Consider the following 25647-nt stretch of genomic DNA (forward strand, 5'->3'; position numbering starts at 1 on the left):
TCTCACGTCAGCCCAGCAGTTCCGCCGCCAGTCTGGCCACCAGCTGGTTAGAGAGCAGTACCGGTACGCCAAGCCGCGACTGCAACGCGGCCCGATGCTGCTGGTGATAGCCAATACAGTCCAGCACCACCAGCCCGACATCAGCAGCCTGCAAAGTGCGGGCTGCTGCTGCGAACGTCTGCTCATCAGCCAGATAAGGACTGGCGACGGCGAAACAGGGCGGCGACGGTAACTGCTGCCATTTACCGGCCTGTTCAACGATCTGCTCCTCTACCGGCACCACGATGCCCACCCGTTGCTGCTGCACCAGCGCGCGGATCAGCGGCGGGATAATACGATCCGGCTCCAGCAGCAGTGCGCGCCGGGTACTTAAAGTACCGAACTCGCCGGTACACAGCAGCAGAATGGTGTCGTAACCGGCCTGCTCCAGCGCGCTGATTTTGCGCTGTAATCCCTGCTCCACCTTTGGTGCCGCCAGCCGTACCTGCTCACCGCTCTGCAGCCGGGAAACCAGGACCGCCTCGCCCGCCGCCGGAGCATACTGCACCGCGATGTCGGCCGCGCTTAATCCATCCAGCAGGCCAGCATGGTCGGTAACGGCGTCCGGCAGATGCTGGCGCAGCAGCGGCAGAATATCGCTGCGCGGTGACTGACCGATAGTCAGGGTGACCAGAGATTTAGCCATATCAGTGATTCCGCTGGCGCAAATGCCCCAGGCTGCCGTACAGCGCCAGCAGCCGCGCATATTCTTCAGCGTCATAAAAGTGGCAGGTCTCGCGACCAAACTCTTTCGCCACTTCAACCGCAAATTTTGCCGCGGCGGCGATATCCACCTCATGACTGGCTCCGGTACCGCAGCCCGGTACCACCGATTCCGCAGTGATCGCGACCCCGACCACCGGCACATCGGTGGCGGTCGACGGTTGCAGAATGCTGTTCAGATGGTAGATGCCGTTGCCGTAGGGGGTGATGTCCTGAGTGGTAATCGGAAAAGTGACGGCCGGACGACCGGTAGTCATCTCCATGATGCGCAGCAGATCCTCAGACACCCGCAGGATGTAACCCTCTTTCACCGTGGGCGACAGCGCAAAGCCCTTGTGGTTGATGATACGGTTACCTTTGGTGGTGTCGATTGACAGAATCGCATCCACTCCCGCCATCACCTCATTATCATTCATGGTGACATCGTCAATTGGCGAATCCATAAAGTCGACCGGCTGATGCGGACGGGTTGGTGCATCCGGGCAGATGTGGGTGGTGACAATCACATCTCCGCTCAGGCGATCGCCTTTGAGCTGCATCTGGGCCAGCTTCAGCGCACTGGCGATCGCCGCCACGGCACCGTCCGCATCTGACACCATGCCGATACGGCCTGGACGTGCGCCAATACCGCCAAGACGCCCGATAATGCCCAGCGTCGGTGCAGCGCCGCCGCTGGCTTTGCCCTGGGTGCCGGGAATATCGATGCGGATAAAATCGGTACGGCCTTTAGGGCCGGTAACCCGGGTAAAACTGGCTTCCACCTGCGGATACGCGGCGAACAGATCCACCACCTGCTGCCCATCAATCAGAGCACTATCCAGTAACTCAAAAACCTGTAAGGTCTGCTGTAAACTCATGGTTAATCCTTAGCTATTTCTTACTGCTGCTGGCAAACAACGAATTAAAGAAGCTGTACAGGGCATCGCCAGCAATAAAGCCTGCCGCCATCACTTCCATCGGCGATCGGCCGCGCTCACCCCAGACACGAATGATCACGATACGCAGCGCAATACCCACCACCACCGCCCAACCGGCCATGGCGTTGTTGATCAATAAACCGGTGGCTAACAGCACGCCCAGCTGGCGTTTTGGTCCACCAATCAGCTGAATAATCGCGCCTGGGATGGCCCAGATCAGCAGGTTGCCGGCGATGCCTGGCTCTGCGCCAGCCTGAATGGTTTTGGCATAGACCCGCGCGACCGGCGGCAGCAGGTTATCGGTGAAGAACAGCGTGTGGGCATACCAGACCAGCGGAATCGAGACCACAAAGGCGATCATTGCGGCGATCAGCTGAATACGACGGCCCCACAGCTCCTGCTGCATATCCGCGCCGTTACCGCGCAGGATAAAGCCCGCCTTGAGGTCGTAACCCATATCGGCAAAGGCTGGCCCGGTCGCGGCGGTAAAGCCGCACAGCAGGCAAAGCGCCAGCGGCGGGAAGCCGATCAGAATACCGATAATCAGGGTGATCAGCGCCACCGCAAACGCCGGAAACCAGCCAGAGTGCATGGCGGCAATACCGACAATCAGTTCGTGAACGAAGGCGGCAAAGGCGGCGTAGAAAATAAACAGCAGCAGCATGGCCAGCCCCATTTCACTCCACAAACCGCCGGCCAGCGCCAGCAGCGCTGAAATAATGATATAGCCCGCACTGCCCAGTCCCAGCGCCCGCTGCACTTCATTGCCGTTACGGCTGACCACCAGCGCGTCATTTTTGCGGCTGCGGATCACCATTACCACCTGAATCAGCGCCACCAGTCCGGCCCCGACCATAACGCCATGAGGAATATAGAGCGCGTTAATATCAATGCCGGCCACCGGCTGGGCATAGGCGCGCAGCAGGAAGCCAATGCCCAGCATCGACAGCGCCCAGATGTTGCCGATAAACGCAGTACCAAAGGCGGACATTGGAATCTTCAGCATCGCGCCGACGATGCCGCCCACAATGCCCATCACCAGCAGCCAGGCCTGACGTCCGCCTCTATCGCCCGCCTTAATCGCTTCTGCGGCCGCGACGCCCGGCGGCCAGGCATTGCTGGCCGGGAAGACGCGGGTATCAAACAGCCGATAGAGCAGCCAGGCATCCAGCAGCATGGCGGCACTGACGCCACAGAACAGCGGCAGCACCAGCTGTGGCTCGCCCAGCGCCCACGGGACGGCAATTGGCATCAGCAAGCTGTTAGCGGCACCGAAAGTAGCCGAGGAGATGGCGGTCTGCGCCAGATTCTGAATCTCTATTGAGCGATAGCGGCGAAATGCCTGCAGTGGAATGCGCGCCAGTAACATCGCAAACAGCGCGCCGATAATTGAGGTATTGGGCGTCACCCCAATGGTGGTGATTAACTGAATACCAATAATGGCACCCGCAATCGACAGAAAAATTAAAACCAGCGCAACGCCAACGTGCTTAATCGGATTTACCCGTTCCATCTATTCCCCTCTCCCTTCCCAGACGAAATGAAATAACGTTTTGCCAGCCCGCTGGCTTACGTCGTTTTTATATTTCACTGATCTGACACGCTGATCGTTGCGGCAGCAGGACGCGTGTGCGTACCGTCCCGGCGACGCACCTGAGACGTGGGAAGGCCCGCACAGACAACCGAAGCGCTGCGTAAAGAGTGGCGGTCAGATTAAAAGAAAAAGGCCCGAAGGCCTTTGTTTTTCCCTGGTGTGGCGAAATATTACGCCGATAAAATCGTTGTGACGTTACGCGCCAAACTTCTCAGCCATCTGTGCGGCGGTTGCGCGTAAGGCGTCAAGCAGTGCTGGCGGGTAGCCCGGCTCAGTCTCCTGCGACAGAAACGACAGGCAGAGCGCTACCGTTTCGCCATGATGTTTGTTGTGCACGATGACTGACAGCGAACTGATGCCAGGCAAGGTTTCATTGCGTGCCAGTGACCAGCCGTGCTGACGCACTTCAGCCAGTCTGGCACACAGCGCGTCGGGCGTTTGCGGCGAATTAGCTGAAACGACCTGCCAGTCATCACGGTAGCGCGCCTGTACCTCTTCATCGCTCAACTGGGCTAACAGCGCCCGGCCGGTAGAGGTTGCGGCAGCGGGCATCCGGCTGCCTGGCGGTGTCACCATCTGGGTAAAATGGCGACCGTGATACATACGCATGACTAATATTTCGCGTCCGGCCAGCTTAGAGACGTATCCCATGCAGCCGGTGCTTTCAGCCAGTCTGATCATCGCGGCGGAAACGCTATCGACCAGCGGTGCCGAGAGATAATGCCCGGCGACGGCCAGCAGTACGCGACCAATGTGATAGCCGCGCGTTTCGGCATCCCGCTCCAGCAATCCCTGACTCTCCATCGTCGCAAGCAGACGCGAAACGGTGCTCTTTGGCAGCGTTAATGCCTCAACCACCTCGCTAAACGTCAGGCCGACATGGCCCTGCGTCACGCCTTTATGCTGGAACAATCTGAGTACCGCGGCGGCGTTTTCGAGTGTGGTCATGCTGCTAGTTTCACTATATGGAACTGAGTTCCTGAATCGGGTAAGTCGAAAATAAAGCGTTGAGCTGAATCGGTCAAGTGACAATTTTTAGCACGGTCGATTGGCAGACGGACAAAATACGGGCAGAGAAATGATTAGCGGGGCTTTATCTGGTGACGGAGAGATCGGGCAGGACAGAAAACAGTGCAAAACCGGGTTCAGCAGAAAATTTGCACAGAATTGAAGATCGGGTCGGCGGGCTTACAGGCTGGCGTCCCTGCCAGCGGCAACGTTTTACTCTTTTTCGACGTCTTCATAACGCAGTTTGGCGTCGCGCGCTTCCTCTTCCGTTTCATGCTCGCTGATTAACGAATTCGGTTTAGGATGGTCAGCACGTAATTCGTACGACGTCACTTTGTTGGCTTCGGTGCCCTTTTCAACCGGCACAATGCGCGCTTCGCGTGGATAGGGTGGTCTTGTCGGCATACGGTCTCCCTCCGGGCTGAATAACTCTCTGTGAGACAGGCTGATGCCTGCCAGACAGTAAGTATAGACAACCCCGCCCGAAGCGGGATCAAAGCGGGAAAAATCTGAGGGTTAGCTGGCGCGCGCCAGTGACAGAGAATGCAGGATTTCATCGACCACGCCGTCGGGCGACTGCATGGCGTTAACCTGATGATGAGCCGCCGCGCGGTATAAATGGGCGCGCTCACGCAGCACCTCTTCCATCTCGTCAGCGATCGGGCGTCCGGTTAGCGTTGGCCGCTGTGCTGTTTCCGGCTGGCTCTCCAGCCGCTCCGCCAGCACTTCAGGCGAGGCGCTGAGCCAGATGACGCGGCCCTGCTCCTGCATAAAGCGGCAGTTGTGTTCCGCCAGCACCATGCCGCCGCCGGTCGCAATCACCGTCAACGGCGCAGTGACCGCCTGCAGCGATTCGGTTTCACGGGCGCGGAAGCCTTCCCAGCCTTCAGTCGCAACGATTTCCGCCACGCTGCGTTGCGTTGTCAGTTGCAGGTGGTGATCGGTATCGCAAAAGGCGTAGCCCAACGCCTGCGACAACGCTTTGCCGACGGTGGTTTTGCCGCAACCGCGTGCGCCAATCAAAAAGATGGGTAGAGACATCAGGGCCGTTCCTCCGCCTGGCCGCGTGCTGCGGCTGCATGTTTAGCTCAATAATGCGACGCATGATAACTGGAAATCTTTTTTGCCTCTACCCATCAAGCATGATTTGCGCATCGCCCTCGCTCAACTTCGGATAATTCTTTTATTTTCAAGGTGAAACCCATGCACGTTTTGTGCATGGCGGGCACCCGGTTACCGTCGCAACATTTGCTTACCGCCCCAATTTTACTTTGCAGCTTGCCGCCCCCATATACTGATAACAGTCGCAACAGGAGAGTCATCATGCAACGCGAAGAACAACAACTGATTGAAGGGCTGTTCAGCCGTCTGAAACAGGCTGAAAGCCAGACTGCGGCACGCGATGCCGCCGCCGAACAACTGATTAACCAGCACCTGCAGGCACAGCCGGGCGCGCCCTATTACATGGCGCAGGCGATTCTGATTCAGGAAGCCGCACTGAAGAAACTGAATGAGCGGGTGAGCGAGCTGGAGAGCCGCCTGGCGCAACAGCAACAGCAGCCAGCGCAGAGCAGCGGTGGATTTCTGTCGGGTTTATTTGGCAGCGGATCGCGCCAGCAGCCGCCTGCTCAGCAGCAGCCGGTGTGGAACAGTGCGCCACAGCAACCAGCCCAGCCGCCGCAGTATGCCAATGCCCCGGCCCCACGCGGCACGGGCTTCCTTGGCGGTGCGCTGCAAACCGCAGTGGGCGTCGCAGGCGGCGTGGTGATGGCGGATATGCTGACCAGCATGTTTCATCATTCCCAGCCGGAAGAGATTGTAAACATCATTAACGAGCCACCGCTGCCGGAGGTGAATGACAACCTCAACACCTTTAACGGCGGTGATGAGAGCAGTTTCCTCGATCAGAACGCCGGCTGGGATAACGGCTTCGCCGACAACAGCGATCTCAACGATTTTGGTGGCAACGATTTCGACGACGACAGCTTCGTCTGAGTTCAGCGTTTCTGCTGCCTGAGCCAGCTGTCCAGCTCGTTAGCAAATTGCTGGCGGTCACGCGGATTCATCGCCGCGGGGCCGCCAGTCTGCACCCCACTTGCCCGCAGGGTATCCATAAAATCGCGCATCGTCAGCCGTTCACGAATGGTGGCCGGTGAGTAGCGTTCGCCGCGTGGATTAAGCGCCGCCGCCCCCTTTTCAATCACCTCCGCCGCCAGCGGGATATCCGCCGTGATCACCAGATCGCCCGGCTGCGCCCGTCGGACAATTTCATTATCCGCCACGTCAAACCCCGCCGGCACCTGCAGCGTACGCAGATAAGGCGAAGACGGCACGCGCAGAAACTGGTTAGCGACAAAGGTGACGGTGGTCGCCGTGCGGTCCGCAGCACGGTACAGCACCTCTTTGATCACATTCGGACAGGCGTCAGCATCGACCCAGATAGCCATCAGGATTCCTTCTTATCAGAGACAGGCCCCGATCTTGCCGGACTCCTGCGCAATGGCAAATTTTATTTGCAGTGCGGTGACCGGCCTGAGCGCGGCTGACTTGTTATTCAGGCTGGCTGAAGTAAGCTAACCCGCTCAGAACAGCGAACAATGATTAAGGAGACGGCGATGCTGGCAAAGAAAATTGGATTTATCGGCGGTGGCAACATGGCAAAGGCCATTATTGGCGGACTGATCAGCAGTGGTAACATCGCGCCGTCTGATATCTCGGTTTTCGATCGTAAACCCGAGACCAACCAGGCGCTGGCTGAGCAGTACGGCATTAACGCCGCAGAGAGCGCAGAGGCGCTGGCACGCGAGGTCGATATCCTGTTTGGCGCGGTTAAACCCAACGTCATCCTCAAAATTCTCAAGGATCTGACCGGCAGCCTGAAAAAAGAGGCGCTGGTGGTCTCCATTGCTGCCGGAGTGACGCTGGATTCGCTCTCATCGGTGCTGGGTTACGATCGCAAAATTATCCGGGCGATGCCAAATACCCCGTCGCTGGTGAGTGAAGGCATGACGTCTGTCACGCCTAACGCGCTGGTTGAGCAGAGTGAAACCGATGAGGTGGTGGCCATTTTTGAAAGCTTCGGCAAAGCTGCGGTGGTGGAAGAATATCTGATCCATTCGGTGGTCGGCGTCAGCGGTTCTGCCCCTGCCTACGTGTTTATGTTTATTGAAGCGATGGCCGATGCCGCCGTGGCTGGCGGGATGCCGCGTGCCCAGGCGTACCAGTTTGCGGCTCAGGCGGTGAAAGGCGCCGCACAGATGGTGCTGACCACCGGTAAGCATCCGGCTGAGCTGAAAGATATGGTCTGCTCGCCTGGCGGGACCACGATTGAAGCGGTCAAAGTGCTGGAAGAGAAAGGACTGCGCTCGGCGGTTATCGAAGCGATGCAGCAGTGCATGGCGAAATCGGAAAAGCTAAGCCGCAGTTAAAACCACGCGTTAAGGCCGCCCGTTAACGCCACAGAAACAGAGCAGGCCAGCACCTGCTCTGTTGTTTTGTGCCAGTCAGATTAGCTCTGCCGCGCCTGATAAAGCGCCACCGCCTGCGCCACCGTCATCGGCTGCTGCATACGTTCGATCAGTTCCGCAGTCAGGGTGTAGAGGCCGCATGAGCAGACCGCAGCCAGTTGCCCCTGCTGTCCATAAAACGCGATAAACGTTTTATCGGCCGGCGAGCCAAGCAGCTGGTACTCATCCCATTCAGCGGCATGGCCCAGATATTCATAGCGCGTGCCATATTGGGTGGTCCAGAAAAACGGCACACGATCGTAGTGCACCGCCTGATCCAGCATATTGCGGGCCGCCGTCTGTCCCTGCTGGTGCGCCACGCGGTAGTGCTCAATGCGCAACGGTCCCTGCGCGGCTGGCCAGGTGGCGATATCACCGGCAACCCAGATGTTTTCTGCCACCCGCAGCTGAGCATCTGCCTGCAGGCTGCCATCCCCGGCGAGCGGTAAATCGTGGATAAACGGCGTCGCCGGTTTTACCCCGGTGGCAAACAGCACCACATCAGCCGCCAGTTGTTGTCCCCCTTTCAGCCGCACCGCGGTGACATGTTTGTCGCCCTGCAACGCCTCGATCTGGCCGTGAACCCATTTGACGCCATTTTCCTGATGTAGCTGCAAAAAATAGCGGCCAATCTGTTCACCGAACTGTTTCACAAACGGCAGCGGCTGGCGGGCAATCACCGTGACGTCAATGTTACGATTACGCAGCGCCGAGGCCATTTCGGTGCCGATGAAGCTGTTGCCGATGATCACAATTTGCTGGCTGGCATCCACCGCTTTCAGTAATGCGTCGGTCTGATCTTTACTGCGCAGCAGATGTACGCCGGCCAGATCGCTGCCTGGCAGGTCAGGAAGCACCGGCGTCGCCCCGCTGGCGATCAATAATTTGTCGAACGACAGTGACTCACCGTTATCGAAAATCAGCCGCTGCTGCTGGCTGTCGAGCCGGGTAACGGTGGCCGTGATGCGCTCAACGTGATCCATCACATCCTCTTTCAGCAGCTGTGGCACTTCGCTGATATCCATCTTGCCGGAGGGCACAAATTTGGTCAGCGCCGTACGGTCGTAAGGGGCATCCTGCTCGCGTTCGACCAGTACCAGCCGGCCCTTAAAGCCCTCATGACGCAGCCGCCACAGCGCGGCACTGCCGGCCGCCCCGCCGCCCAGCACCACGAAAACCGGCGCACTTGCCCCGCTGCCAATCGGCGCAGCAGGCGACATCGCTTTAGGGTTCACCAGGACCTTGCCGTTTTCAATCCGCAGTGGATACTGTTTCAGATCGGCCAGCGCCAGTGGTTCACACATTCTGCCATCCGCCAGATCAAACGCCGCTTTATGCCACGGGCAGACCAGCCGATCGCCGCAGATAGCGCCCTGCTCAAGCGGTGCGCCAGCATGGGGACATTTCGCCTGGTAAGCACGCACACTCTCTCCGTCCCGGATCAGCAATACCTCCACCTCACCCAGCTTCTTTTTAACCGGCTGACGCTGCGGCAACTCATTCAGGGCAACGGTAAATTGATAGTTCACGACATGGCTCCTTTTGCGTTCTGGTTATCGGATGCGCAGCAAAATATCCGCTGCTGCGCAAACCCCTACAAACAGTAAGTGTGGCAAAGGAATCACACGGCTCATGTCGGAATGTTAACGAGGCGGGTAGCGGGCTGTTTTATCAGGAAATTTAATCAGCGGAGGCGAGAAGGAAAAAGCGGCCACCAGGGTGGCCGGCAGGCGTCAGCTTTTTTTCAGGCACTGACTCATAAAGGTTTTACGGGCATCGCCCGCGAGCTGTTTATTTCCGGCTTCGCTGTTGCAGGTTTTCATTTTCATCTGCTGAGGCGACATGCCCGACAGCTTGCTGTCCTTCTTCAGACAGTCACTCATAAAGCTTTTACGGGCATCGCCTTTGAGGTTTTGTGAGCTGGCATGCTGATTACACATCGACATCTTCTCCTGCTGCGGCGTTTTATCCGCCGCGCTGGCTATACCGCTGACCAGCAGCCCTGCCATCATCATCGCCGTTAAACCGATTTTCATCGTATCTTCTCCATTGTGTGTTAGCCATTCTGATTCTGGCAGTGATTAAGCAAAGCGGGGGAATTTCAGGCGGAACTGCTGCCAGGATCGCAAATCAGGCCCGCGCTGCGCACGGTCAGACACGCGGGTGCCTGAGCAGCTTGTCGATGTAATTACGCAGCAGCACGGCGTTTTCATCACTGGCGTCGGCCGCATTGTCCATTGCCGTTTCAATGCTGGAGGTAATGGCCTGGTGCTGTTGCGGATCCAGCTTACGCACCAGCGCGGTGACCACGATTTCCAGCGCCTCAATCTGGGCGACCTGTTCTTTTGACGCCTCTTCTTTTTCAGCCAGTTTAACCAGTAGTTCAGCTATCAGGTTTTTCATGCTGTGATCTCAGCAGAGAAGAAAAGCAGAAATTAGCACTGGTGAAATAAAAAAAACAGAGGGCAATCCCTCTTTTGTCAGGCAGTTAACCTATGGCGCCTGGCGTGCGCCTGCACCGATGCGGGCTGTTGATGCAGGCGAAACGTTTTGCCAGCGAAAAGTGCCGCCGCGTAACGTTTCGCCCGCCTGAAACCGCCCGTTAAGCGTTAACGAGGATCGACAAAGCCGCGACCCGGCCCGCCGCCATGTCCGCCGCCATGTCCACCCCAACCGCCGCCGCCGCCCGGAGGAGGGAAAATACATCCGCTCAGCGCGGTAACCAATGCCACAACGGCAGTCAGCTTAATCAGTCGTACCATATCAACCTCAGGATAAAGAAATCGGGCCGAGTGTAGGGAGACGCCTGCAGGCCGACAAGTGAGAATCCTCCGTATCGGGCGGCTATTCATCTTTGCTGACCAGGCTTAACACTTTACAGCCAGTAAAACGCCACAATCTCAACATCTGTCGGCTATTCCGGCCCACGGCGATCCGCTTATTTTGTTCAAAACGTTAAGGCGGACGCTTTACAGTCTGAAGATTTTTGCGCATTGTGAGCGCATTACAATTTAAGGAACTCATCATGTCCCAGGCTGCTTTTCATGACATTCTTTCCCGACGTGACTGGGAAAATCCGGTGATCACCGCACTGCACCGGCTGGATGCACATCCGCCGTTCGCCAGCTGGCGCGACGAGACCGCCGCGCGCGACGATCGCCCCTCGCCCTCACTAAAAAGCCTCAACGGTCAGTGGAATTTTAGCTATTTCACCCAGCCTGAAGCGGTTCCGGCCAGCTGGCTGCTGCAGGATCTGCCCGATGCCGCCACTCTTCCGGTACCGGCCAACTGGCAGATGCACGGCTACGACGCGCCGGTCTATACCAACGTGCAATACCCGATTCCGGTCAATCCACCCTATGTTCCGCAGGAAAACCCGACCGGCTGTTACTCGCTCACATTCACTAGCGACGCGCAGTGGCAGGCTAGCGGCCAGACCCGCATCATCTTCGACGGAGTCAACTCGGCCTTTCATCTTTGGTGTAACGGCCAGTGGATCGGCTACTCGCAGGATAGCCGTCTGCCGGCCGAATTCGATTTAACCGCCTGTCTGCGGCCCGGCAATAACCGGCTGGCGGTAATGGTGCTGCGCTGGAGCGATGGCAGCTATCTGGAAGATCAGGATATGTGGCGGATGAGCGGCATCTTCCGCGATGTCACCCTGCTGCATAAACCGACGGTCCAGCTGGCCGACGTTCAGCTTGAAACCCGGCTCAGTCCGGAATTTTCCAGTGCCGAGCTGCGGGCAGAGGTGAAGGTAGCCTGGCCCGCCGCGGCCTGCGCCGATGTTCAGCTGCGCCTGACGCTGTGGCAGGGAGATCGGCAGATAGCGCAGTGCCAGCAGACGCCCGGCAGCGAGATTATTGACGAGCGCGGCCACTATCCGGAACGCGCCCTGCTGCGTCTGCGGGTGGAACAGCCCCAGTTGTGGAGCGCCGAAACGCCGCATCTTTATCGCGCCACGCTGGCGCTGCTGGATAAGAATCAGCAGGTCATCGAAGTGGAAGCTTATGACGTCGGCTTCCGTCAGGTCACGATTGATAATGGCCTGCTGTGCCTGAACGGCAAACCGTTGTCAATCCGCGGCACCAACCGTCATGAGCACCATCCTGAGCGCGGTCAGGTGATGGATGAGGAGACGATGCGCCGCGATATTACGCTGATGAAACAGCACAATTTTAATGCCGTGCGCTGCTCGCACTACCCGAATCATCCGTTGTGGTACCGGCTGTGCGATCGCTACGGTTTGTATGTGGTGGATGAAGCCAATATTGAAACCCACGGTATGCAGCCGATGAACCGGCTTTCAGACGATCCGCGCTGGTTTGCTGCTTACAGCGAACGCGTAACCCGCATGGTGCAGCGCGATCGTAACCACTGCAGCATCATTATCTGGTCGCTGGGCAACGAGTCGGGGCACGGCAGCACCCATGATGCGCTCTATCGCTGGGTTAAAAGCGCCGATCCGACCCGCCCGGTCCAGTATGAAGGCGGCGGTGCCGACACCGCGGCCACCGACATAATTTGTCCGATGTACGCCCGGGTCGATCAGGATCAACCCTTCCCCGCCGTGCCGAAATGGTCGCTGAAGAAGTGGATTAGCCTGCCGGGTGAAACCCGTCCGCTGATCCTGTGTGAATACGCGCATGCGATGGGCAACAGCTTTGGCGGTTTCGCTAAATACTGGCAGGCCTTTCGTCAGTTTCCCCGCTTACAGGGCGGCTTTGTCTGGGACTGGGTCGATCAAAGCCTGACCCGCTATGACCAGCAGGGCCAGCCGTGGCAGGCTTACGGCGGCGATTTCGGCGATAAGCCTAACGACCGCCAGTTCTGTATGAACGGGCTGGTGTTTGCCGATCGCAGCCCGCACCCGGCACTGTTTGAAGCGCAGCGCGCTCAGCAGTTTTATCAGTTCGAGGCCGATGCGGCCGATCCGTTCAGCGTGACCGTCAGCAGCGAATACCTGTTCCGGCGTAGCGACAATGAAGTGCTGCGCTGGAGTATCGAGCAGGCGGGGGAACGGGTGGCTGAAGGTGAGGTGCGGCTGGACCTCGCTGCGCAGGGACGGCAACGCATTACGCTGCCGCCGCCCGCCGGGCTGCAGGGAGAATGCTGGCTCAATCTGGCGGTACATCAGATTGAAGCCACCGAGTGGAGTCCCGCAGACTGGTGCGTTGCCTGGCATCAATGGCCGCTGCCGTCGACGCTGGTGCTGCCCTCGCCGCCGGCGTCGGGCAGTGCGCCGGTACTGCATGAGGAGGAGGGCGAAATTCACGTCACCCATCAGCAACAGCGCTGGTGCTTTTCACGCCACAGCGGCGAACTGGCGCAGTGGTACGTTAATCAGCAACCCACGCTGCTCTCACCGTTGCGTGACTGCTTTATCCGGGCGCCGCTGGATAATGACATCGGCACCAGCGAAGCTGAACGGGTCGATCCCAATGCCTGGGCCGAGCGCTGGAAAGCCGCCGGTTATGACCAGATGATCCGCAGCCTGATATCCATCGAAGCCAGCAGCCTGCCGCAGACGGTACAAATCGACACGCTGCACGGCTGGTACGCCAATGACCAGCTGGCCTTTATCAGCCGCAAACGCTACCAGATCAGTGCCCAGGGCGAGATGCAGATAAACCTGTTCGTTGAGCAGTCACCCGGCCTGCCGCCGCCAGCGCGAATCGGTCTGCGCTGCCAGCTGGCCACCCTGCCGCAGCAGGTCAGCTGGCTCGGACTGGGGCCGCATGAAAACTATCCCGATCGCCAGTTAGCTGCCCGCTTCTCGCGCTGGCAACTGCCGTTGCAGCAGCTGACAACACCCTATGTTTTCCCGAGTGAAAACGGGTTGCGTGGCGGCACCCGCCAGCTCGACAGCGGCAGCTGGCAGGTCAGAGGCGATTTTGCCTTTTCGCTCAGCCGCTTCAGTCTGGAGCAATTACGCGACACTTCACATCGCCATCTTCTACAGCCCGAAGCGGGCTGCTGGCTGCATCTGGATCTGCATCATATGGGCGTGGGCGGCGATGATTCCTGGAGTCCGAGCGTCAGTCCTGAGTTTTTGCTGACTCAGCAGCGCTGGCAGGCGGAGCTGACGATTTGCCAGCCGACGCCGGCAAAGGGGTTTTCGGACGGCGATAGAAGCGCTTCAGAAACACCACGTTAATCAGCACCACCACGGCGGTGGCGAAGAAGACCCAACGGAAGCCCGCCACCGCCGACACCGCTGCACCGAGCAGCGGACCGGCAACGTTGCCCAGATACATGAACGACTGGTTATAGCCAAAGATACGACCGGTGATGTTGTCGCGTGAATGGCGCACCAGCAGCGTCTGCACCGCCGGCATCATGGCGCCATCGGCAAATCCCAGCAGGAAACGCAGCACCCCAAGCTGGGTGGCGCTGGTGACAAACGACATGGCGACAAACAGCAGCAGCGAGATCACCATAGTGGCCAGCAGAATCCGCTGGGTGCCGATGCGATCGCCTAACCGCCCCAGTCGGGGCGCGGCGAGCAGTGCTGACACGCCCGGTAACGCAGCGATAACGCCGCTGAGAAAGGCGATGTTCTCTGCGGCAGGTGCCAGTTCGCGCACAAACAGCGTCAGGATCGGGTTCACCGATCCGTTGCACATCTGAATCACCATGGTGGTGAAAAACAGACAGACCATCAGCTTCGGGTTATCCAGCGAACGGAACACCTCGCGCCCGCTGAGCTTATCTTTTTTGCTGACCGGGGTGTATCCGGTCTCTTTAATCAAAAACAAGGTGACCAGGAAGCTGACCATCAGCAGCACCGCGGTGACAATAAACACGGTGCGTAATCCGACCCAGTCTGCCAGCAGGCCGCCCAGCATCGGCCCGAGGATCACCCCGCCAATCTGACCGGTGGAGACGCAGCTCAGCGCCCAGCCGCTGCGTTCACGCGGCACCTGCGCCGCCACCAGCGCCATGGCATTAGGAATATAGCCGGAGGTCAGCCCCATCAGCGCGCGCAGCAGTAGCAGTTGCCACGCCTCGGTGACAAACGCCTGCAGCAGAATCACCACGCCCATGCCAAAAGCGGCACGCAGCAACATCAGTTTGCGCCCTTTTCGATCCGCCAGGCTGCCCCACAGCGGCGCGACCGCCGCCGAAATGACAAAGGTGATGCTGAAGGTCAGCCCAGACCACAGGCTGAGCGATTCGCCACCGCTAACGCCAAGCTGTTCAAGGTAGAGCGGCAGAAACGGAATGATCTGGCTGATCGCCAGGCCGGTAAAAAAGCAGCCAAACCAGACCGAAATCAGGTTAATTTTCCAGGGTTCAATTACGCGTGGCATCAGCAGAAGGTTTGCAGGAAAGAGAAGCTTAAGTTTACCGCGCCCCTGACTTTGTCGACTGACAAAACATGGCACAGACGGTAAAACGCTGTTTTCCGCTTTGATTCAGCATACGGCCTGGCACAAATTTTCCTTACGCCAACGTTTACAGCAGCTTCCGGTGTCAAAACCGGCCTGTAGCGCATCGGGCAATTATCACTATGAAAAAATATTTCAGCCTGTTACTGACAATTATCCCCCCCGGTTCTATGTTTAAAAAACCGCCAGTCTCGTGCGGTGCGTCGATCATTCTGACAGACGCAGTAGCCTCACAATGACGGTGCCCGCCGTCAGTAAGATGCGAGGTGAGCTGACTCAATGGAGAGAAACCCAGCCCTTATGCCACGGCGTAAGGGGCGTTGTTGTTTTAGCGGAGGTAGGGAATGAGAGTGCAACCTAACAGCGCCAGCCGAGCTATCACCGACTATTTCAATAGCCCGGACTGGCGGATACCGCCTGAGTCTGACCTGCTGGCGGTCATACTGCGTGAACTGATGGAGGCGGGACAACCCGCCACCAATAAGACCATCGTCGCACGGGTGATCGACAAACTCGAGGTCGAAGGCGATGAGACGCGGCTACAGAATTACCGCACCCTGCTGGCGCAGCTGATGGAAACGCGGCCGGAAGAGTAGTCGCTTATTTCACCCAGCGCAGCTGATCGGCTTCGCTGACGCTGGCGCGTCCGCTGCTGCGCTGAAACAGACAAAGCTCCCGTCCACGCTTATTCCGCATCTGTGGCTGCGGATAGCGGCCTTCCAGCAGCAGCGCGCTGTAACCCACGCTATCGTCATAATCGATAATCTCGCCGAGGACTCTGACCTTGCTCAGGGTGCTGGCGTTGATACAGGCCTGCGTCATCACCTGACGGCTCTGCTGCCAGGCAGTGTCGGTTGAGGCGTACGCCAGTGACGAACTGAGAAGTAGGACGGGCAGGAACGCCCCGATGATCCGCTGCATTTGTGCTCCCTTATCGCACTGAAGGCGATAAAAAAATTCCCGCCGGAGCGGGAATAAACAAGACGAGCATTGTCTATGGAGAGTGACGAGGAAGTCTCTTAAACGCCGCTCTATCCTCGCCTGCCGTTATGACAATGCTATGACAAATCGCCTGATTCAGGGTTAACCGCAATAAACCTGGCTGATATTGCCGCTCTTGTCAGCCAGGAAGTTCAGCCGGCTGAGGTTGAAGTCCATGGTGACGGCGGAGTTATAAGGGATAGCCCGCACCTTCTGGTCAAAATGCTGACCCTGCAGTGAGGTTAATGGTTTGCCGACATAATGCTGATACTGCGAGGCACCGCAGCGGTCCGCTTCCGGGTCCTGCGGCGCGGTGGTGGTGTCGGGTTTGCTGGCAGATTGACAGGCCGTTAATGTAAACAGACCCAGTACCAGCAGCGCTTTTCCATAATGTTTCACGTGTGATCTCCTGTTGGACGTGTAAAACCCTGCCCCAAGAGTAGCAAAGCGCGCCCGCTGAGCTGAACCCTAAAAAAGTAAAGTTATCCCCACTGACCGCCAATTCGCTGCGCTATCAGCGTCATTTTTTAAGATTAATCGCACTTGCTGCCTAAAAATACGACAGTCAGCGGCTAAAATACTTAAGAATATTCTGAGGTCCAGAGAGGTGAAATCATGGAACTTATCATTTTTATCGTCTGTGCCATGCTGATGACCGCCGTGGCCGTTAAAGTCCGCTAACTCTGCTCAGGCGGACTTTGCGTAGTTCTTTCCAGAAGCGTGCTGAATGCGGCCAGCGGCATCGGTCGACCGAGGAAGTAGCCTTGCCCCTCTTCGCACGATAGCAGCTTGAGCTGATTCAGTTGCGCTTCTGTCTCAATCCCCTCAGCGGTAATGGTCAACGCAAACGCGCGCGCCAGCGCAATAATCCCTGCCACTACCGACTGCGCCTGTTGTGACTCCGGAAAATCTTTCATCCATGAACGATCGATCTTCAGACCGTTGAACGGGAAAGTTTTCAGGTAGCCGAGCGCAGCATAGCCGGTGCCAAAATCGTCAACCGTCAGACGCACGCCCAGCGAGCGCAAACCCTGCATCACTTCCAGCGCGTGCTGGGGATGTTCAAAGGTGACATTTTCGGTAATTTCCAGCTCCAGCCGCGTCGCTAGCAGGCCGCTGCGCGCCAGCGTATTCGCCACCCGCTGAACCAGGTCGGTGGTGCGAAACTCCATCGGGGAAATATTAACCGACACGTAACGATCGCCTCCCCAGGCCAGCGCATCTTCACAGGCGCGCATCAGTACCCAGTCGCTGATGGTAGCGATCAGCCCGCTCTCTTCCGCCAGCGGTATAAAGCGATCCGGCGTGATCCACTGTTCGGGCGCGATCTGCCAGCGGATCAATGCTTCTGCGCCGGCCAGTTGTCCGCTCAGCAGCTGATAGCGCGGCTGATAGTGCAGCCGGAATTCGTTGTTCTTCAGCGCCTTCTCAATACGCTGCGCCATGTCGCGCTTACTGTTGCGCTGGTTCGCCATCTCGTTGGCGTACCAGACCCACTGATTACGTCCGGCTTCACGCGCTTCATTCAGCGCAATGTCGGACATCCGCAGTAGCGCTTCCGGGTGGCTGGCATCCTGTGGCGCACAGGCGATGCCGAGGCTGGCGGTGAGGTAGTGAACGTGCTGGCCAGTGGTGATCGGCTGCTGGACGTCGTGTACCAGTTGGGCGCAACGTTCATCGACTTTGTCACGGCTGCCTTCACGCAGCACCAGTACAAACTCATCGCCGCCCAGCCGCGCCGCCAGCTCATGCGGCCCGATAGCGCTTTTCAGGCGCTGGGCCATCTGATTCAGTACGCCATCGCCTGCCGCATGGCCCCAGGTTTCGTTGATCGGCCGGAATTGATCGAGATCGAGGCTGATAATCATCAGCGGATTGCTTTCGTCGGCCAGCTCAAGATGGTGCGTCAGGAACTCCTGCAAATGGACGCGGTTGGGCAAGCCGGTTAATACATCGTGACGCGACAGGAACTGAATACGCGCTTCGGCCTCCATTCCCTGGGTAATGTCTGACACCGTGCCGCGGAAACCGATGCAGCGCCGATCGTGCCAGACGGTTTTCGCCACCAGCTGACCAATCCGCCGGTCTCCGTGCGCCGACATAAACTGGCAGCGCAGCGGCATCTGTTGCGGCTCCTGCTCCTGGCGCAGTAGCCAGGTGACCAGTGAATGGCTGGGGTGAGTCAGCAAGTGATCGATATGACGCCCCAGCCACTGGGAGATTTCATGGCCGGTTACGGTGTGAAAACGCGCCGACAGGTAGATCAGGCGGCCCTCTTCATCGGTCTCCCAGATCCAGTCCGACGCGGCTTCAGCCAGATCGCGGAAACGGGCCTCGCTGTTTGCCAGCTCCTGCTGACTGATCGCCAGCATGGCAAAGCGTCGATCGGAGAGAATGGCGTTGTACAGCGCGTGACGGCTGACGCGGCGGGTGATCATCCCGATAATAATCGCCATCATCACCAGCAGCGGCAGCAGGAACCAGATCAGCCCCATGCCCGGCATTTTCGGCGTCCAGCGCAGCACCATCGGCGTACTGCCGGTAATCGGCTGCAGCATCCGCGGTTCGCGTTCAGCATCCAGCGCGCTGCTGGCCAGCCGCGGTCCGCGCACGTCCAGCGCCGCACCCAGCTCTTTCAGCTTGGCGGGGGTAAACAGATTCACGAACACCATGATCGACGGCGGCCCCGATTTCAGCGGCAGCGCAGCGACTTTGCCGCGGCTGATCGGCGCGGCGACCACAATGGCTGCCTGACGATTAATGATGGCGTTACGCACCAGAGCAGCGTTGTTGAGCTGACGCGCGGCCGCAATCATTTCGCGGCTCTGACTGCCAAGCCAGGCTTCCAGCGGCGTATCGGAGAGCTGGCCGTTAATCACCGCGTAGCTGGTGCGTCCGTGACCGTCGACAACGAACACGCCCTCGTAGTGATACTCCTCATACAGGCCCGGTCCAAAGTTCTCTTCGTCGTAGGCCCAGACTTTATTCACCGTCAGGTGCAGGTTACGCCAGGCCTCACCCCAGAAGGCATAGTCACGGATATCGGTGACCATCGCGTCCTGGCGACTTTTCCACGTTTGCTGCATCAGCAACTGGTCGTGCGCCATCGACTCGCTATTCTGTCGCTGAGCGATGGTCAGCACCATCAGCATCGACAGTATCAGCACACCGAACAGCAGCAGCGAAAGCGTGCGCAGACTGCGCCGCGTAAAGCGGACAGTGCGATCTTCCGCTGCATGCGCAAAAGAGGATGACGGCGGTGCCGGAGGGTCAAAAGTCATTAAAAGTACTCACTACACGACATAAAGTCCGTTTGGGATAACAGGCCCGCCCGGTGAAGCGCCGAGCTGACCCGATTTGTTTCCTCAGTTATCGGCCCGTGCCGTCGGGTGTTTAGTCTGCGGTTAAAATTTAGCGCTTAAATATTGTGTCATTGGCTGACTCGACAGCGATCAGGCGCATTGCTACTATGCGCTAACCTTCGCTGGCTGGGTCGCCTATGAATACCAATTCCGACAGAGTGACACTGACGCTGTTCTACGTCGGCAGCTTTGTGGTCTATTACCTTGTCACCATGCTGATCACGCTGTTCCCTAATTACGGCGTGCTGCGTAATGACGGTCTGCTGGTGCCGGTGCTCTGTTTGTTTGAATTTGCGGTGATCTATCCGCTCTATCGCTTTTACTGTCAGCGCCGCACCGATTTACCGCTGGGTGAACTGCGTACGCTGCAGACGCTGCTGTTTACCGGCGCGCTGTTTGTGCTGATGGCGGCGCAGATGCAGTTTATGCAGCCGGAAGGCTGGCTGGTTATGCAGGCGCAGCAGGGACGTAACTCGTTGCTGATCCTGCTGCTGACGGCGGTGCTGCTGGCACCGGTGTTTGAAGAGGTGCTGTTTCGCGGTTTCCTGTTGCAGGCTTTCCTGTTGTGGGCGCCCCGCAGCCGCTTCGCCTGTATGTTGCTCACCTCGCTGCTGTTCGCGGTGATGCATACCCAATACGTTCACTGGCAGACGATTATCGCACTGACGCTGTTTTCGCTGCTGCTGTGCTACGCGCGCTTACGCAGTAATAGCCTGGCGTTGCCGATTTTCCTCCACACCCTCAATAACCTGATCGCCCTGCTGCCTGCCTGGTATTTCGCGGGCTGAGGGTGCCCGGTTCTCTCGCCTGCAGTCCCGTATCGCTGTCGGCCTTCCGGTCTGCGGGTGGCTATAGCTCGGGCGGGTAATGCTGCCCCCGACGCGTTTGACTATACTGGATCAAAAAAAGGGATAAAAAGCACCACAGTCCGGACCACCAGACCGTGCAAAGGAGTCGATCTATGTTAATTGGATTTGTGTTATTAGTGAGCGCGTGCGGCTACGATGCCTGTGAGGCTTTACCGGTTTCGGAGCACATCTTTCCGACCAAAAGCGCCTGTGAAACCATGGCGAACCGTATTCATAAAGTCAGGCCCAATGTGGTCCTGCTGTGCGGTGAAGTGCATCGTTAAAACAGGGCCAACTACAATAAACCCGGCTGTAACGTTGCAAGCTGACGCTTTAGCGTACAAAATATGAGCTGTTGTTGACTACTACCGTTGTGAATCCCATGAAAACATCACGTCCCCGTCGTCCAAACGGACGCTGGGTTTATTACATTTTGTATGATGGCATTCTGTGGCCCTGCCCGGTTCGCTGGGAATGGGAAAGCGGCTTCGGCGGCTGGTTGCCGTTTTACTATACGCCGACCTTTGAGTTTGTGGTCGGTGACCCACGCAAGGCGTATCGCATTGCGCGCAGCGACGTGCGTGCCCGGCGGCGGGAAGACGCGTACGTCTGACTGGTATTATTGTCACGGCGGCGTGAAAAGTTGACGTCCGGGCGACGCTATTGCCACGGCAGCCAGGAGGCGGTCAGCAGGAAGTGAATCGCTTCAAGTACCAGTATCACCATCAATAATATGCCCAGCTTATGGCGGCAGATCCTGTTCATCCGGTCAGGCCCAAATCATCGCAGCCCAGCGTATCAGCAGCAGCGCGCCACAGATGCAAAACAGAACCAGCACCATTTTCCAGTGCTTTTTTGCCGCCCGATACTTCGTCACATCGGTTTCCTCCCTGTCAGAAAGCGAAGATGCGCCACAAGGCGCATCTGATTCGGTCAGCTGCAGGACCGGTACTGCGTAGCATAACGCCCCGGCCGCAAAAAGGCGACCGGTGGACGGCATCAGTTATTCAGGGTGTAGTCCAGCGTGATTTCCGCATTCAGCACCTGAGAAACCGGGCAACCCGCTTTGGCTTTATTGATGATCTCATCGAAGGTCGATTCATCAATGCCTGGCAGCGAAATGGTGCTGGTCAGCGCTATTTTGGTAATGGCGAAGCCGTCACCTTTCTTATCCAGCGAGACGTCCGCAGTGGTGTCGATACTTTCTGGCGGATGACCCGCCTGGCCCAGCATCAGCGATAACGCCATGGAGAAACAGGCTGCATGCGCCGCACCAATCAGCTCTTCCGGGTTGGTGCCCTTCTCGCCTTCAAAGCGGGTGTTGAAACCATAAGGTTGCTGGCTCAGCACGCCACTTTCGGTGCTGACGGTGCCTTTGCCCTTGATATCGCCTTCCCAGTGCGCCGAACCTTTCTTATGAATGGTCATGTTATTCCTCCTGTTGGTAAAGAAGCTAAGTATAGACAACGTCTGCGTTTTCGCCGGTTAACTTACTGCGCGCGGCCGTGGCGGGGTGCTCTGCGGGTTCAGCACCGCCTCGGCCTGCACCAGTGATTCACGGGTGATCTCGCTGATTGACTTCGCCCCGGTCAGGGTCATCGCAACCCGCATCTCTTTCTCGATCAGATTGAGCAGGTTCTCGACGCCACGCTGGCCGTGGGTCGCCAGCGCATAGATAAAGGCCCGTCCCAGCAGGACGCTGTCTGCGCCGAGCGCAATCATCCGCACCACATCCAGACCGTTGCGGATACCGCTATCGGCCAGAATGGTGATATCGCCTTTCACCGCATCAGCAATAGCCGGCAGCGCACGCGCGGACGACAGCACGCCATCCAGCTGCCGTCCGCCATGGTTGGAGACCACGATACCGTCAGCGCCAAAACGCACCGCATCACGCGCATCCTCCGGATCGAGGATCCCTTTGATCACCATCGGGCCATCCCAGAATTCACGGATCCACTCCAGGTCTTTCCAGCTGATCGAAGGATCAAAGTTGTTCGCCAGCCAGCCGATGTAATCTTCCAGCCCGGTCGGCTTACCCAGATAGGTTGAAATATTGCCCAGATCGTGTGGCCGTCCCTGCAGTCCGACATCCAGCGCCCACTGCGGATGGGTGACCGCCTGCCAGTAGCGGCGCAGCGCCGCATGGTTACCGCTCATGCCGGAGTGCGCGTCACGGTAACGCGCCCCTGGCGTCGGCATATCGACGGTAAACACCAGCGTCGAGCAGCCGGCGGCTTTGGCGCGCTCCAGCGCATTGCGCATAAACCCGCGGTCGCGCAGCACGTAGAGCTGGAACCACATCGGGCGATTAATCTGCGGTGCGACCTCTTCAATCGGGCAGACGGAAACCGTCGACAGAGTAAACGGAATCCCTTTCAGCGCCGCCGCCCGCGCCGCCTGCACTTCACCACGACGGGCATACATGCCACACAGGCCGACCGGTGCCAGCGCCACCGGCATTGACAGCGTCTCATTGAATAATTTCGTTTCCAGGCTCAGCTCTGACATGTTCTTCAGAATGCGCTGGCGCAGCGCCACGTCAGAGAGATCCTCCACATTACGGCGCAGGGTGTGCTCGGCATACGCCCCGCCATCGAGATAGTGGAACAGGAAAGGCGGCAGGATGCGTTGCGCGGCGGCGCGATAGTCACTGGCAGCAGAGATAATCATCAATCAGATTCCTTACGGTTACGTGATTCAGTGTCCGGTAAGCGGGTGATGCGCGCCTGGCGCGCTTCATCCTCATGCAGATTTTTCATCGTGGTGTGAACAAACCCGAGATGCTGCATCGCCGCCTGGCGTGCGCCCTCGGCATCCCCGGCGAGAATGGCGTCCAGCAGCGCCTGATGTTGCTCCGTCAGCCGGGCGAATATCGCCGGCTGGGTATACATCCGCTGGCGGCTTTGCATCACCGAGGATTGCAGCAGTTCGAAGAAACCGCGCATGGTTTGCAGCAGCACCAGATTGTGAGAGGCCTCGGCAATCGCCAGGTGAAAGCGCACGTCAGCCTGAGCGGCAAGGTCAGGATCGTCACTCTCTTTCAGCTTCAGCGTAGCGTCGAAGGCGTACTGCAGCCGCTCGCGATCCGCCTCGGTGGCACGCAGCGCTGCGTGCCAGGCGGTGCTGGCTTCAATCGCATGTCGTGCCTCGAGAATGTCGTAGCGATAGTCAGGATCGTCGCGTAACAACTGGCGAATCGGTTCAACGATGCGCTGTTCCGACCAGGGTTCCAGCTGTTGCCGGACCCAGGTGCCGCCGCCGCGACGGCTGACCAGCATGCCGCCGCTGATCAGCTGCTGTAACGCTTCACGCAGCGACGAGCGCGACACCCCGAGTTCGGCCGAGAGCTGCCGCTCAGCAGGCAGCCGCATGCCCGGTGTCAGTTGATGTTCAGTGATATACGCCCGGAGGCGCGTCACCAGCGGATCGGAAACGGTATTCATGGAATCATCCAGGGGAAGACGTATGCCTGCAGCGTGGTAATCACGCCGACCATACAGGTAAAAATCAGGCTGTGTTTAACGGTAAAGCGGAACAGGTCAGACTCTTTGCCAACCAGTCCGACCGCCGCACAGGCGATGGCGATCGACTGCGGCGAGATCATCTTGCCGGTGACGCCGCCGGTGGTGTTGGCCGCCACCAGCAGCACGTCCGATACGCCAATCTGCTGCGCGGTAGTGGCCTGCAGCGCGGCGAACAGGGCGTTCGACGAGGTATCCGAGCCGGTCAGGAACACTCCGAGCCAGCCGAGGAACGGCGAGAAAAAGGTAAAGGCGTGGCCGGTGTGCGCCAGCGCTAACGCCAGGGTGGCTGACAGGCCGGAGTAGTTAGAGATAAAGGCGAAGGCCAGCACCATGCCAATCGAGTAGATCGGCAGCGCCAGCTCTTTTAGCGTTTCACCAAAAGTTTGCAGCGCAGCCCTGGGTTTCATCTTCAGGTAAAGTACCGCGACGATCGCCGCAATCAGGATCGCGGTGCCGGTGGCGGAAAAGAGATCGAACTTAAAGATAGCCGGATAAGGCGTGGCGCTGCCTACGACCGGCGGCATACGCGCTACCCCTTCGTTGAGCAGCGGTACCGGTACGTTCAGCACCCAGTCAGCCAGCGCGCCGCCTTTGGCGAACAGCGCTTTAAACGGCGGGATGCTCCACAATGTGACGGTCGCAGTCAGAAACAGGAACGGCATCCAGGCGCGTACCACCTGCCCGAGCCGGTATTTTTGCTGTACCACCGGCTGAACGGCGGGCTGCTCGCCTGGCGCTGCGCCGCCATTCTCAAAGCGGAAAATACGCACCGGCTTCCAGACGCGCAGAAACAGCGTCAGCGAAATCAGCGAGGCCAGAGACGAGATGATATCCGGCAGTTCCGGCCCGAGAAAGTTGGAGCTAAGGAACTGGGCGATAGCAAACGATCCGCCGGCCACCAGCACCGCCGGCCAGGTCTCTTTGACGCCGCGCCAGCCATCCATGATCGCCATAATCCAGAACAGCACGATCAGCGTCAGCAGCGGTAACTGCCGCCCGGCCATCTGCCCGATGGCGAAGCTGTCGAGTCCGGTCACCTGCCCCGCCACAATAATCGGAATGCCCATCGCGCCAAAGGCGACCGGCGCGGTATTCACGATCAGGCACAGCCCGGCAGCATACAGCGGATTAAAACCCAGCCCGACCAGCAGCGCGGCGGTGATCGCCACTGGCGCGCCAAAGCCGGCGGCCCCTTCAAGGAAGGCACCAAACGAGAAGCCGACAATCAGCATCTGCAGGCGCTGATCGGGCGTAATCGACAGGATTGAGGCGCGGATAATATCGAACTGACCGGTTTTGACCGAAATTTTGTAGACGAAGACCGCCGCGACAATGATCCAGGCGATTGGCCACAGGCCATAGAGAAAGCCATAAACCACCGACGCCAGTGCCTGCGCCACCGGCATCTGATAGAGAAACAGTGCCACCAGCAGCGCCAGTCCCACAGTGATGCTGGCCGCCAGATAACCTTTCAGCCTGAGCTTGATCAGCGCAAAAAAGAAAAACAGAATCGGAATCAGCGCCACCAGGCTTGAAAGCCAGATATTGTCCAACGGATCGTAGTTTTGTTGCCACAGCTGCATGCCGCTATCTCCAGAGGAAGAGGAAACGTGGTACGCGTACAGCCGCCTGCCGCGCACCATCAGCCCGATGCGATATTTGGTCTGACCAAAAATCACATCCTCGGGCTTTATGGCAATAGATAGTTAATGCATTGTTAATGCAAGGCAACAAAAGCGGCGTAAATTTTC

The 25647-nt window shown here is 58.3% G+C and carries 27 protein-coding genes; 7 read left to right on the top strand and 20 right to left on the bottom strand.

Features of this window, described 5'->3' with window-relative positions; translation table 11 throughout:
- Positions 1-7: 7 nt before the first annotated feature.
- The 6 genes from AABB92_RS10400 to aroL all read right to left on the bottom strand — a co-directional run bounded on the left by AABB92_RS10400 (position 8) and on the right by aroL (position 5322).
- The gene (locus AABB92_RS10400; RefSeq protein ID WP_031377600.1) at positions 8-685 is read right to left on the bottom strand and encodes an AroM family protein; all 678 of its coding nucleotides are present in this window, start codon (positions 683-685) and stop codon (positions 8-10) included.
- 1 nt (position 686) lies between these two features.
- Complete coding sequence (locus tag AABB92_RS10405) at positions 687-1619, bottom strand: DUF1177 domain-containing protein (RefSeq protein WP_031377599.1); 933 nt, start codon at positions 1617-1619, stop codon at positions 687-689.
- Between the two features lie 13 nt (positions 1620-1632).
- A complete protein-coding gene (locus AABB92_RS10410) occupies positions 1633-3192 on the bottom strand; it encodes an OPT/YSL family transporter (RefSeq protein ID WP_031377598.1) in 1560 nt (519 codons plus the stop codon).
- A gap of 276 nt (positions 3193-3468) precedes the next feature.
- Entirely contained in the window at positions 3469-4221 is a 753-nt protein-coding gene (locus tag AABB92_RS10415; protein WP_031377597.1) for an IclR family transcriptional regulator, read from the bottom strand.
- 273 nt (positions 4222-4494) lie between these two features.
- Entirely contained in the window at positions 4495-4686 is a 192-nt protein-coding gene (locus AABB92_RS10420) for a YaiA family protein (RefSeq protein WP_031377596.1), read from the bottom strand.
- A 111-nt stretch (positions 4687-4797) separates the two neighbouring features.
- Positions 4798-5322, bottom strand: a complete 525-nt coding sequence (gene aroL, locus AABB92_RS10425; RefSeq protein ID WP_031377595.1) for a shikimate kinase AroL — start codon at positions 5320-5322, stop codon at positions 4798-4800.
- A 282-nt stretch (positions 5323-5604) separates the two neighbouring features.
- Between aroL and AABB92_RS10430 the strand changes: the two genes are divergently transcribed.
- Positions 5605-6276, top strand: a complete 672-nt coding sequence (locus AABB92_RS10430) for a DUF2076 domain-containing protein (RefSeq protein WP_031377594.1) — start codon at positions 5605-5607, stop codon at positions 6274-6276.
- Between the two features lie 2 nt (positions 6277-6278).
- On the opposite strand, the gene AABB92_RS10435 is transcribed toward AABB92_RS10430, so the two are convergent.
- The gene (locus AABB92_RS10435; RefSeq protein ID WP_031377593.1) at positions 6279-6728 is read right to left on the bottom strand and encodes a YaiI/YqxD family protein; all 450 of its coding nucleotides are present in this window, start codon (positions 6726-6728) and stop codon (positions 6279-6281) included.
- Positions 6729-6896: 168 nt separating this feature from the next.
- Between AABB92_RS10435 and proC the strand changes: the two genes are divergently transcribed.
- Positions 6897-7709 (top strand): pyrroline-5-carboxylate reductase, encoded by an 813-nt coding sequence (gene proC / locus AABB92_RS10440; RefSeq protein WP_031377592.1) that lies wholly within the window; start codon positions 6897-6899, stop codon positions 7707-7709.
- Positions 7710-7789: 80 nt separating this feature from the next.
- On the opposite strand, the gene AABB92_RS10445 is transcribed toward proC, so the two are convergent.
- From AABB92_RS10445 to AABB92_RS10460, 4 genes are all read right to left on the bottom strand, one after another.
- On the bottom strand, positions 7790-9316 hold the full coding sequence (locus AABB92_RS10445) for an FAD-dependent oxidoreductase (RefSeq protein ID WP_046288494.1): 1527 nt from the start codon (positions 9314-9316) through the stop codon (positions 7790-7792).
- Positions 9317-9520: 204 nt separating this feature from the next.
- A complete protein-coding gene (locus AABB92_RS10450; protein ID WP_031377832.1) occupies positions 9521-9823 on the bottom strand; it encodes a PsiF family protein in 303 nt (100 codons plus the stop codon).
- A gap of 115 nt (positions 9824-9938) precedes the next feature.
- A complete protein-coding gene (gene iraP / locus AABB92_RS10455) occupies positions 9939-10190 on the bottom strand; it encodes an anti-adapter protein IraP (RefSeq protein WP_031377833.1) in 252 nt (83 codons plus the stop codon).
- A gap of 206 nt (positions 10191-10396) precedes the next feature.
- A complete protein-coding gene (locus AABB92_RS10460; RefSeq protein WP_162836820.1) occupies positions 10397-10549 on the bottom strand; it encodes a hypothetical protein in 153 nt (50 codons plus the stop codon).
- Between the two features lie 263 nt (positions 10550-10812).
- Here AABB92_RS10460 and AABB92_RS10465 point away from each other — a divergent pair, with 263 nt between their 5' ends.
- Positions 10813-13944 carry a beta-galactosidase gene (locus AABB92_RS10465; protein ID WP_031377834.1) on the top strand — a complete coding sequence of 1044 codons (3132 nt, stop codon included), beginning with the start codon at positions 10813-10815 and terminating at the stop codon, positions 13942-13944.
- On the opposite strand, the gene AABB92_RS10470 is transcribed toward AABB92_RS10465, so the two are convergent.
- Positions 13826-15100 (bottom strand): multidrug efflux MFS transporter, encoded by a 1275-nt coding sequence (locus AABB92_RS10470; RefSeq protein WP_072050998.1) that lies wholly within the window; start codon positions 15098-15100, stop codon positions 13826-13828. The genes AABB92_RS10465 and AABB92_RS10470 overlap by 119 nt on opposite strands.
- Before the next feature lie 422 nt (positions 15101-15522).
- Here AABB92_RS10470 and AABB92_RS10475 point away from each other — a divergent pair, with 422 nt between their 5' ends.
- Entirely contained in the window at positions 15523-15774 is a 252-nt protein-coding gene (locus AABB92_RS10475; protein ID WP_031377837.1) for a biofilm development regulator YmgB/AriR family protein, read from the top strand.
- Positions 15775-15778: 4 nt separating this feature from the next.
- Here AABB92_RS10475 and AABB92_RS10480 read toward each other — a convergent pair whose 3' ends face one another.
- The 3 genes from AABB92_RS10480 to AABB92_RS10490 all read right to left on the bottom strand — a co-directional run bounded on the left by AABB92_RS10480 (position 15779) and on the right by AABB92_RS10490 (position 19440).
- On the bottom strand, positions 15779-16099 hold the full coding sequence (locus AABB92_RS10480; RefSeq protein WP_031377838.1) for a hypothetical protein: 321 nt from the start codon (positions 16097-16099) through the stop codon (positions 15779-15781).
- A gap of 162 nt (positions 16100-16261) precedes the next feature.
- Positions 16262-16558, bottom strand: coding sequence for an I78 family peptidase inhibitor (locus AABB92_RS10485; protein WP_031377839.1), 297 nt, complete (start codon positions 16556-16558; stop codon positions 16262-16264).
- A gap of 278 nt (positions 16559-16836) precedes the next feature.
- Entirely contained in the window at positions 16837-19440 is a 2604-nt protein-coding gene (locus tag AABB92_RS10490) for a bifunctional diguanylate cyclase/phosphodiesterase (RefSeq protein WP_031377840.1), read from the bottom strand.
- A gap of 218 nt (positions 19441-19658) precedes the next feature.
- Here AABB92_RS10490 and AABB92_RS10495 point away from each other — a divergent pair, with 218 nt between their 5' ends.
- The 3 genes from AABB92_RS10495 (at position 19659) to AABB92_RS10505 (ending at position 20982) form a co-directional block, all read left to right on the top strand.
- Positions 19659-20309 (top strand): CPBP family intramembrane glutamic endopeptidase, encoded by a 651-nt coding sequence (locus AABB92_RS10495; protein ID WP_031377841.1) that lies wholly within the window; start codon positions 19659-19661, stop codon positions 20307-20309.
- Between the two features lie 173 nt (positions 20310-20482).
- Entirely contained in the window at positions 20483-20653 is a 171-nt protein-coding gene (locus AABB92_RS10500; protein WP_089562355.1) for a hypothetical protein, read from the top strand.
- Positions 20654-20751: 98 nt separating this feature from the next.
- Positions 20752-20982, top strand: a complete 231-nt coding sequence (locus tag AABB92_RS10505) for a hypothetical protein (RefSeq protein WP_031377842.1) — start codon at positions 20752-20754, stop codon at positions 20980-20982.
- Positions 20983-21138: 156 nt separating this feature from the next.
- Here AABB92_RS10505 and yniD read toward each other — a convergent pair whose 3' ends face one another.
- From yniD to lldP, 5 genes are all read right to left on the bottom strand, one after another.
- Entirely contained in the window at positions 21139-21246 is a 108-nt protein-coding gene (gene yniD / locus AABB92_RS23455; protein WP_236566394.1) for a small membrane protein YniD, read from the bottom strand.
- 122 nt (positions 21247-21368) lie between these two features.
- Entirely contained in the window at positions 21369-21797 is a 429-nt protein-coding gene (locus tag AABB92_RS10515) for an OsmC family protein (RefSeq protein WP_031377843.1), read from the bottom strand.
- Between the two features lie 57 nt (positions 21798-21854).
- Positions 21855-23042, bottom strand: a complete 1188-nt coding sequence (lldD, locus tag AABB92_RS10520) for an FMN-dependent L-lactate dehydrogenase LldD (RefSeq protein ID WP_046288496.1) — start codon at positions 23040-23042, stop codon at positions 21855-21857.
- A complete protein-coding gene (gene lldR / locus AABB92_RS10525) occupies positions 23042-23815 on the bottom strand; it encodes a transcriptional regulator LldR (protein WP_031377844.1) in 774 nt (257 codons plus the stop codon). Before lldR ends, lldD begins: the two co-directional genes overlap by 1 nt.
- Positions 23812-25479 carry an L-lactate permease gene (lldP, locus tag AABB92_RS10530; RefSeq protein ID WP_031377845.1) on the bottom strand — a complete coding sequence of 556 codons (1668 nt, stop codon included), beginning with the start codon at positions 25477-25479 and terminating at the stop codon, positions 23812-23814. Before lldP ends, lldR begins: the two co-directional genes overlap by 4 nt.
- Positions 25480-25647 lie beyond the last annotated feature (168 nt).

It is taken from the genome of Pantoea brenneri, from assembly GCF_038594305.1.
In the GTDB taxonomy this organism is placed as follows: domain Bacteria; phylum Pseudomonadota; class Gammaproteobacteria; order Enterobacterales; family Enterobacteriaceae; genus Pantoea; species Pantoea brenneri.

Coding starts and splice junctions, on each gene's coding strand:
- AABB92_RS10400 (WP_031377600.1), bottom strand. CDS start 685: ATGGCTAAATCTCTGGTCACCCTGACTATCGGTCAGTCACCGCGCAGC.
- AABB92_RS10405 (WP_031377599.1), bottom strand. CDS start 1,619: ATGAGTTTACAGCAGACCTTACAGGTTTTTGAGTTACTGGATAGTGCT.
- AABB92_RS10410 (WP_031377598.1), bottom strand. CDS start 3,192: ATGGAACGGGTAAATCCGATTAAGCACGTTGGCGTTGCGCTGGTTTTA.
- AABB92_RS10415 (WP_031377597.1), bottom strand. CDS start 4,221: ATGACCACACTCGAAAACGCCGCCGCGGTACTCAGATTGTTCCAGCAT.
- AABB92_RS10420 (WP_031377596.1), bottom strand. CDS start 4,686: ATGCCGACAAGACCACCCTATCCACGCGAAGCGCGCATTGTGCCGGTT.
- aroL (WP_031377595.1), bottom strand. CDS start 5,322: ATGTCTCTACCCATCTTTTTGATTGGCGCACGCGGTTGCGGCAAAACC.
- AABB92_RS10430 (WP_031377594.1), top strand. CDS start 5,605: ATGCAACGCGAAGAACAACAACTGATTGAAGGGCTGTTCAGCCGTCTG.
- AABB92_RS10435 (WP_031377593.1), bottom strand. CDS start 6,728: ATGGCTATCTGGGTCGATGCTGACGCCTGTCCGAATGTGATCAAAGAG.
- proC (WP_031377592.1), top strand. CDS start 6,897: ATGCTGGCAAAGAAAATTGGATTTATCGGCGGTGGCAACATGGCAAAG.
- AABB92_RS10450 (WP_031377832.1), bottom strand. CDS start 9,823: ATGAAAATCGGTTTAACGGCGATGATGATGGCAGGGCTGCTGGTCAGC.
- iraP (WP_031377833.1), bottom strand. CDS start 10,190: ATGAAAAACCTGATAGCTGAACTACTGGTTAAACTGGCTGAAAAAGAA.
- AABB92_RS10460 (WP_162836820.1), bottom strand. CDS start 10,549: ATGGTACGACTGATTAAGCTGACTGCCGTTGTGGCATTGGTTACCGCG.
- AABB92_RS10465 (WP_031377834.1), top strand. CDS start 10,813: ATGTCCCAGGCTGCTTTTCATGACATTCTTTCCCGACGTGACTGGGAA.
- AABB92_RS10470 (WP_072050998.1), bottom strand. CDS start 15,100: ATGCCACGCGTAATTGAACCCTGGAAAATTAACCTGATTTCGGTCTGG.
- AABB92_RS10475 (WP_031377837.1), top strand. CDS start 15,523: ATGAGAGTGCAACCTAACAGCGCCAGCCGAGCTATCACCGACTATTTC.
- AABB92_RS10480 (WP_031377838.1), bottom strand. CDS start 16,099: ATGCAGCGGATCATCGGGGCGTTCCTGCCCGTCCTACTTCTCAGTTCG.
- AABB92_RS10490 (WP_031377840.1), bottom strand. CDS start 19,440: ATGACTTTTGACCCTCCGGCACCGCCGTCATCCTCTTTTGCGCATGCA.
- AABB92_RS10495 (WP_031377841.1), top strand. CDS start 19,659: ATGAATACCAATTCCGACAGAGTGACACTGACGCTGTTCTACGTCGGC.
- AABB92_RS10500 (WP_089562355.1), top strand. CDS start 20,483: ATGTTAATTGGATTTGTGTTATTAGTGAGCGCGTGCGGCTACGATGCC.
- AABB92_RS10505 (WP_031377842.1), top strand. CDS start 20,752: ATGAAAACATCACGTCCCCGTCGTCCAAACGGACGCTGGGTTTATTAC.
- AABB92_RS10515 (WP_031377843.1), bottom strand. CDS start 21,797: ATGACCATTCATAAGAAAGGTTCGGCGCACTGGGAAGGCGATATCAAG.
- lldD (WP_046288496.1), bottom strand. CDS start 23,042: ATGATTATCTCTGCTGCCAGTGACTATCGCGCCGCCGCGCAACGCATC.
- lldR (WP_031377844.1), bottom strand. CDS start 23,815: ATGAATACCGTTTCCGATCCGCTGGTGACGCGCCTCCGGGCGTATATC.
- lldP (WP_031377845.1), bottom strand. CDS start 25,479: ATGCAGCTGTGGCAACAAAACTACGATCCGTTGGACAATATCTGGCTT.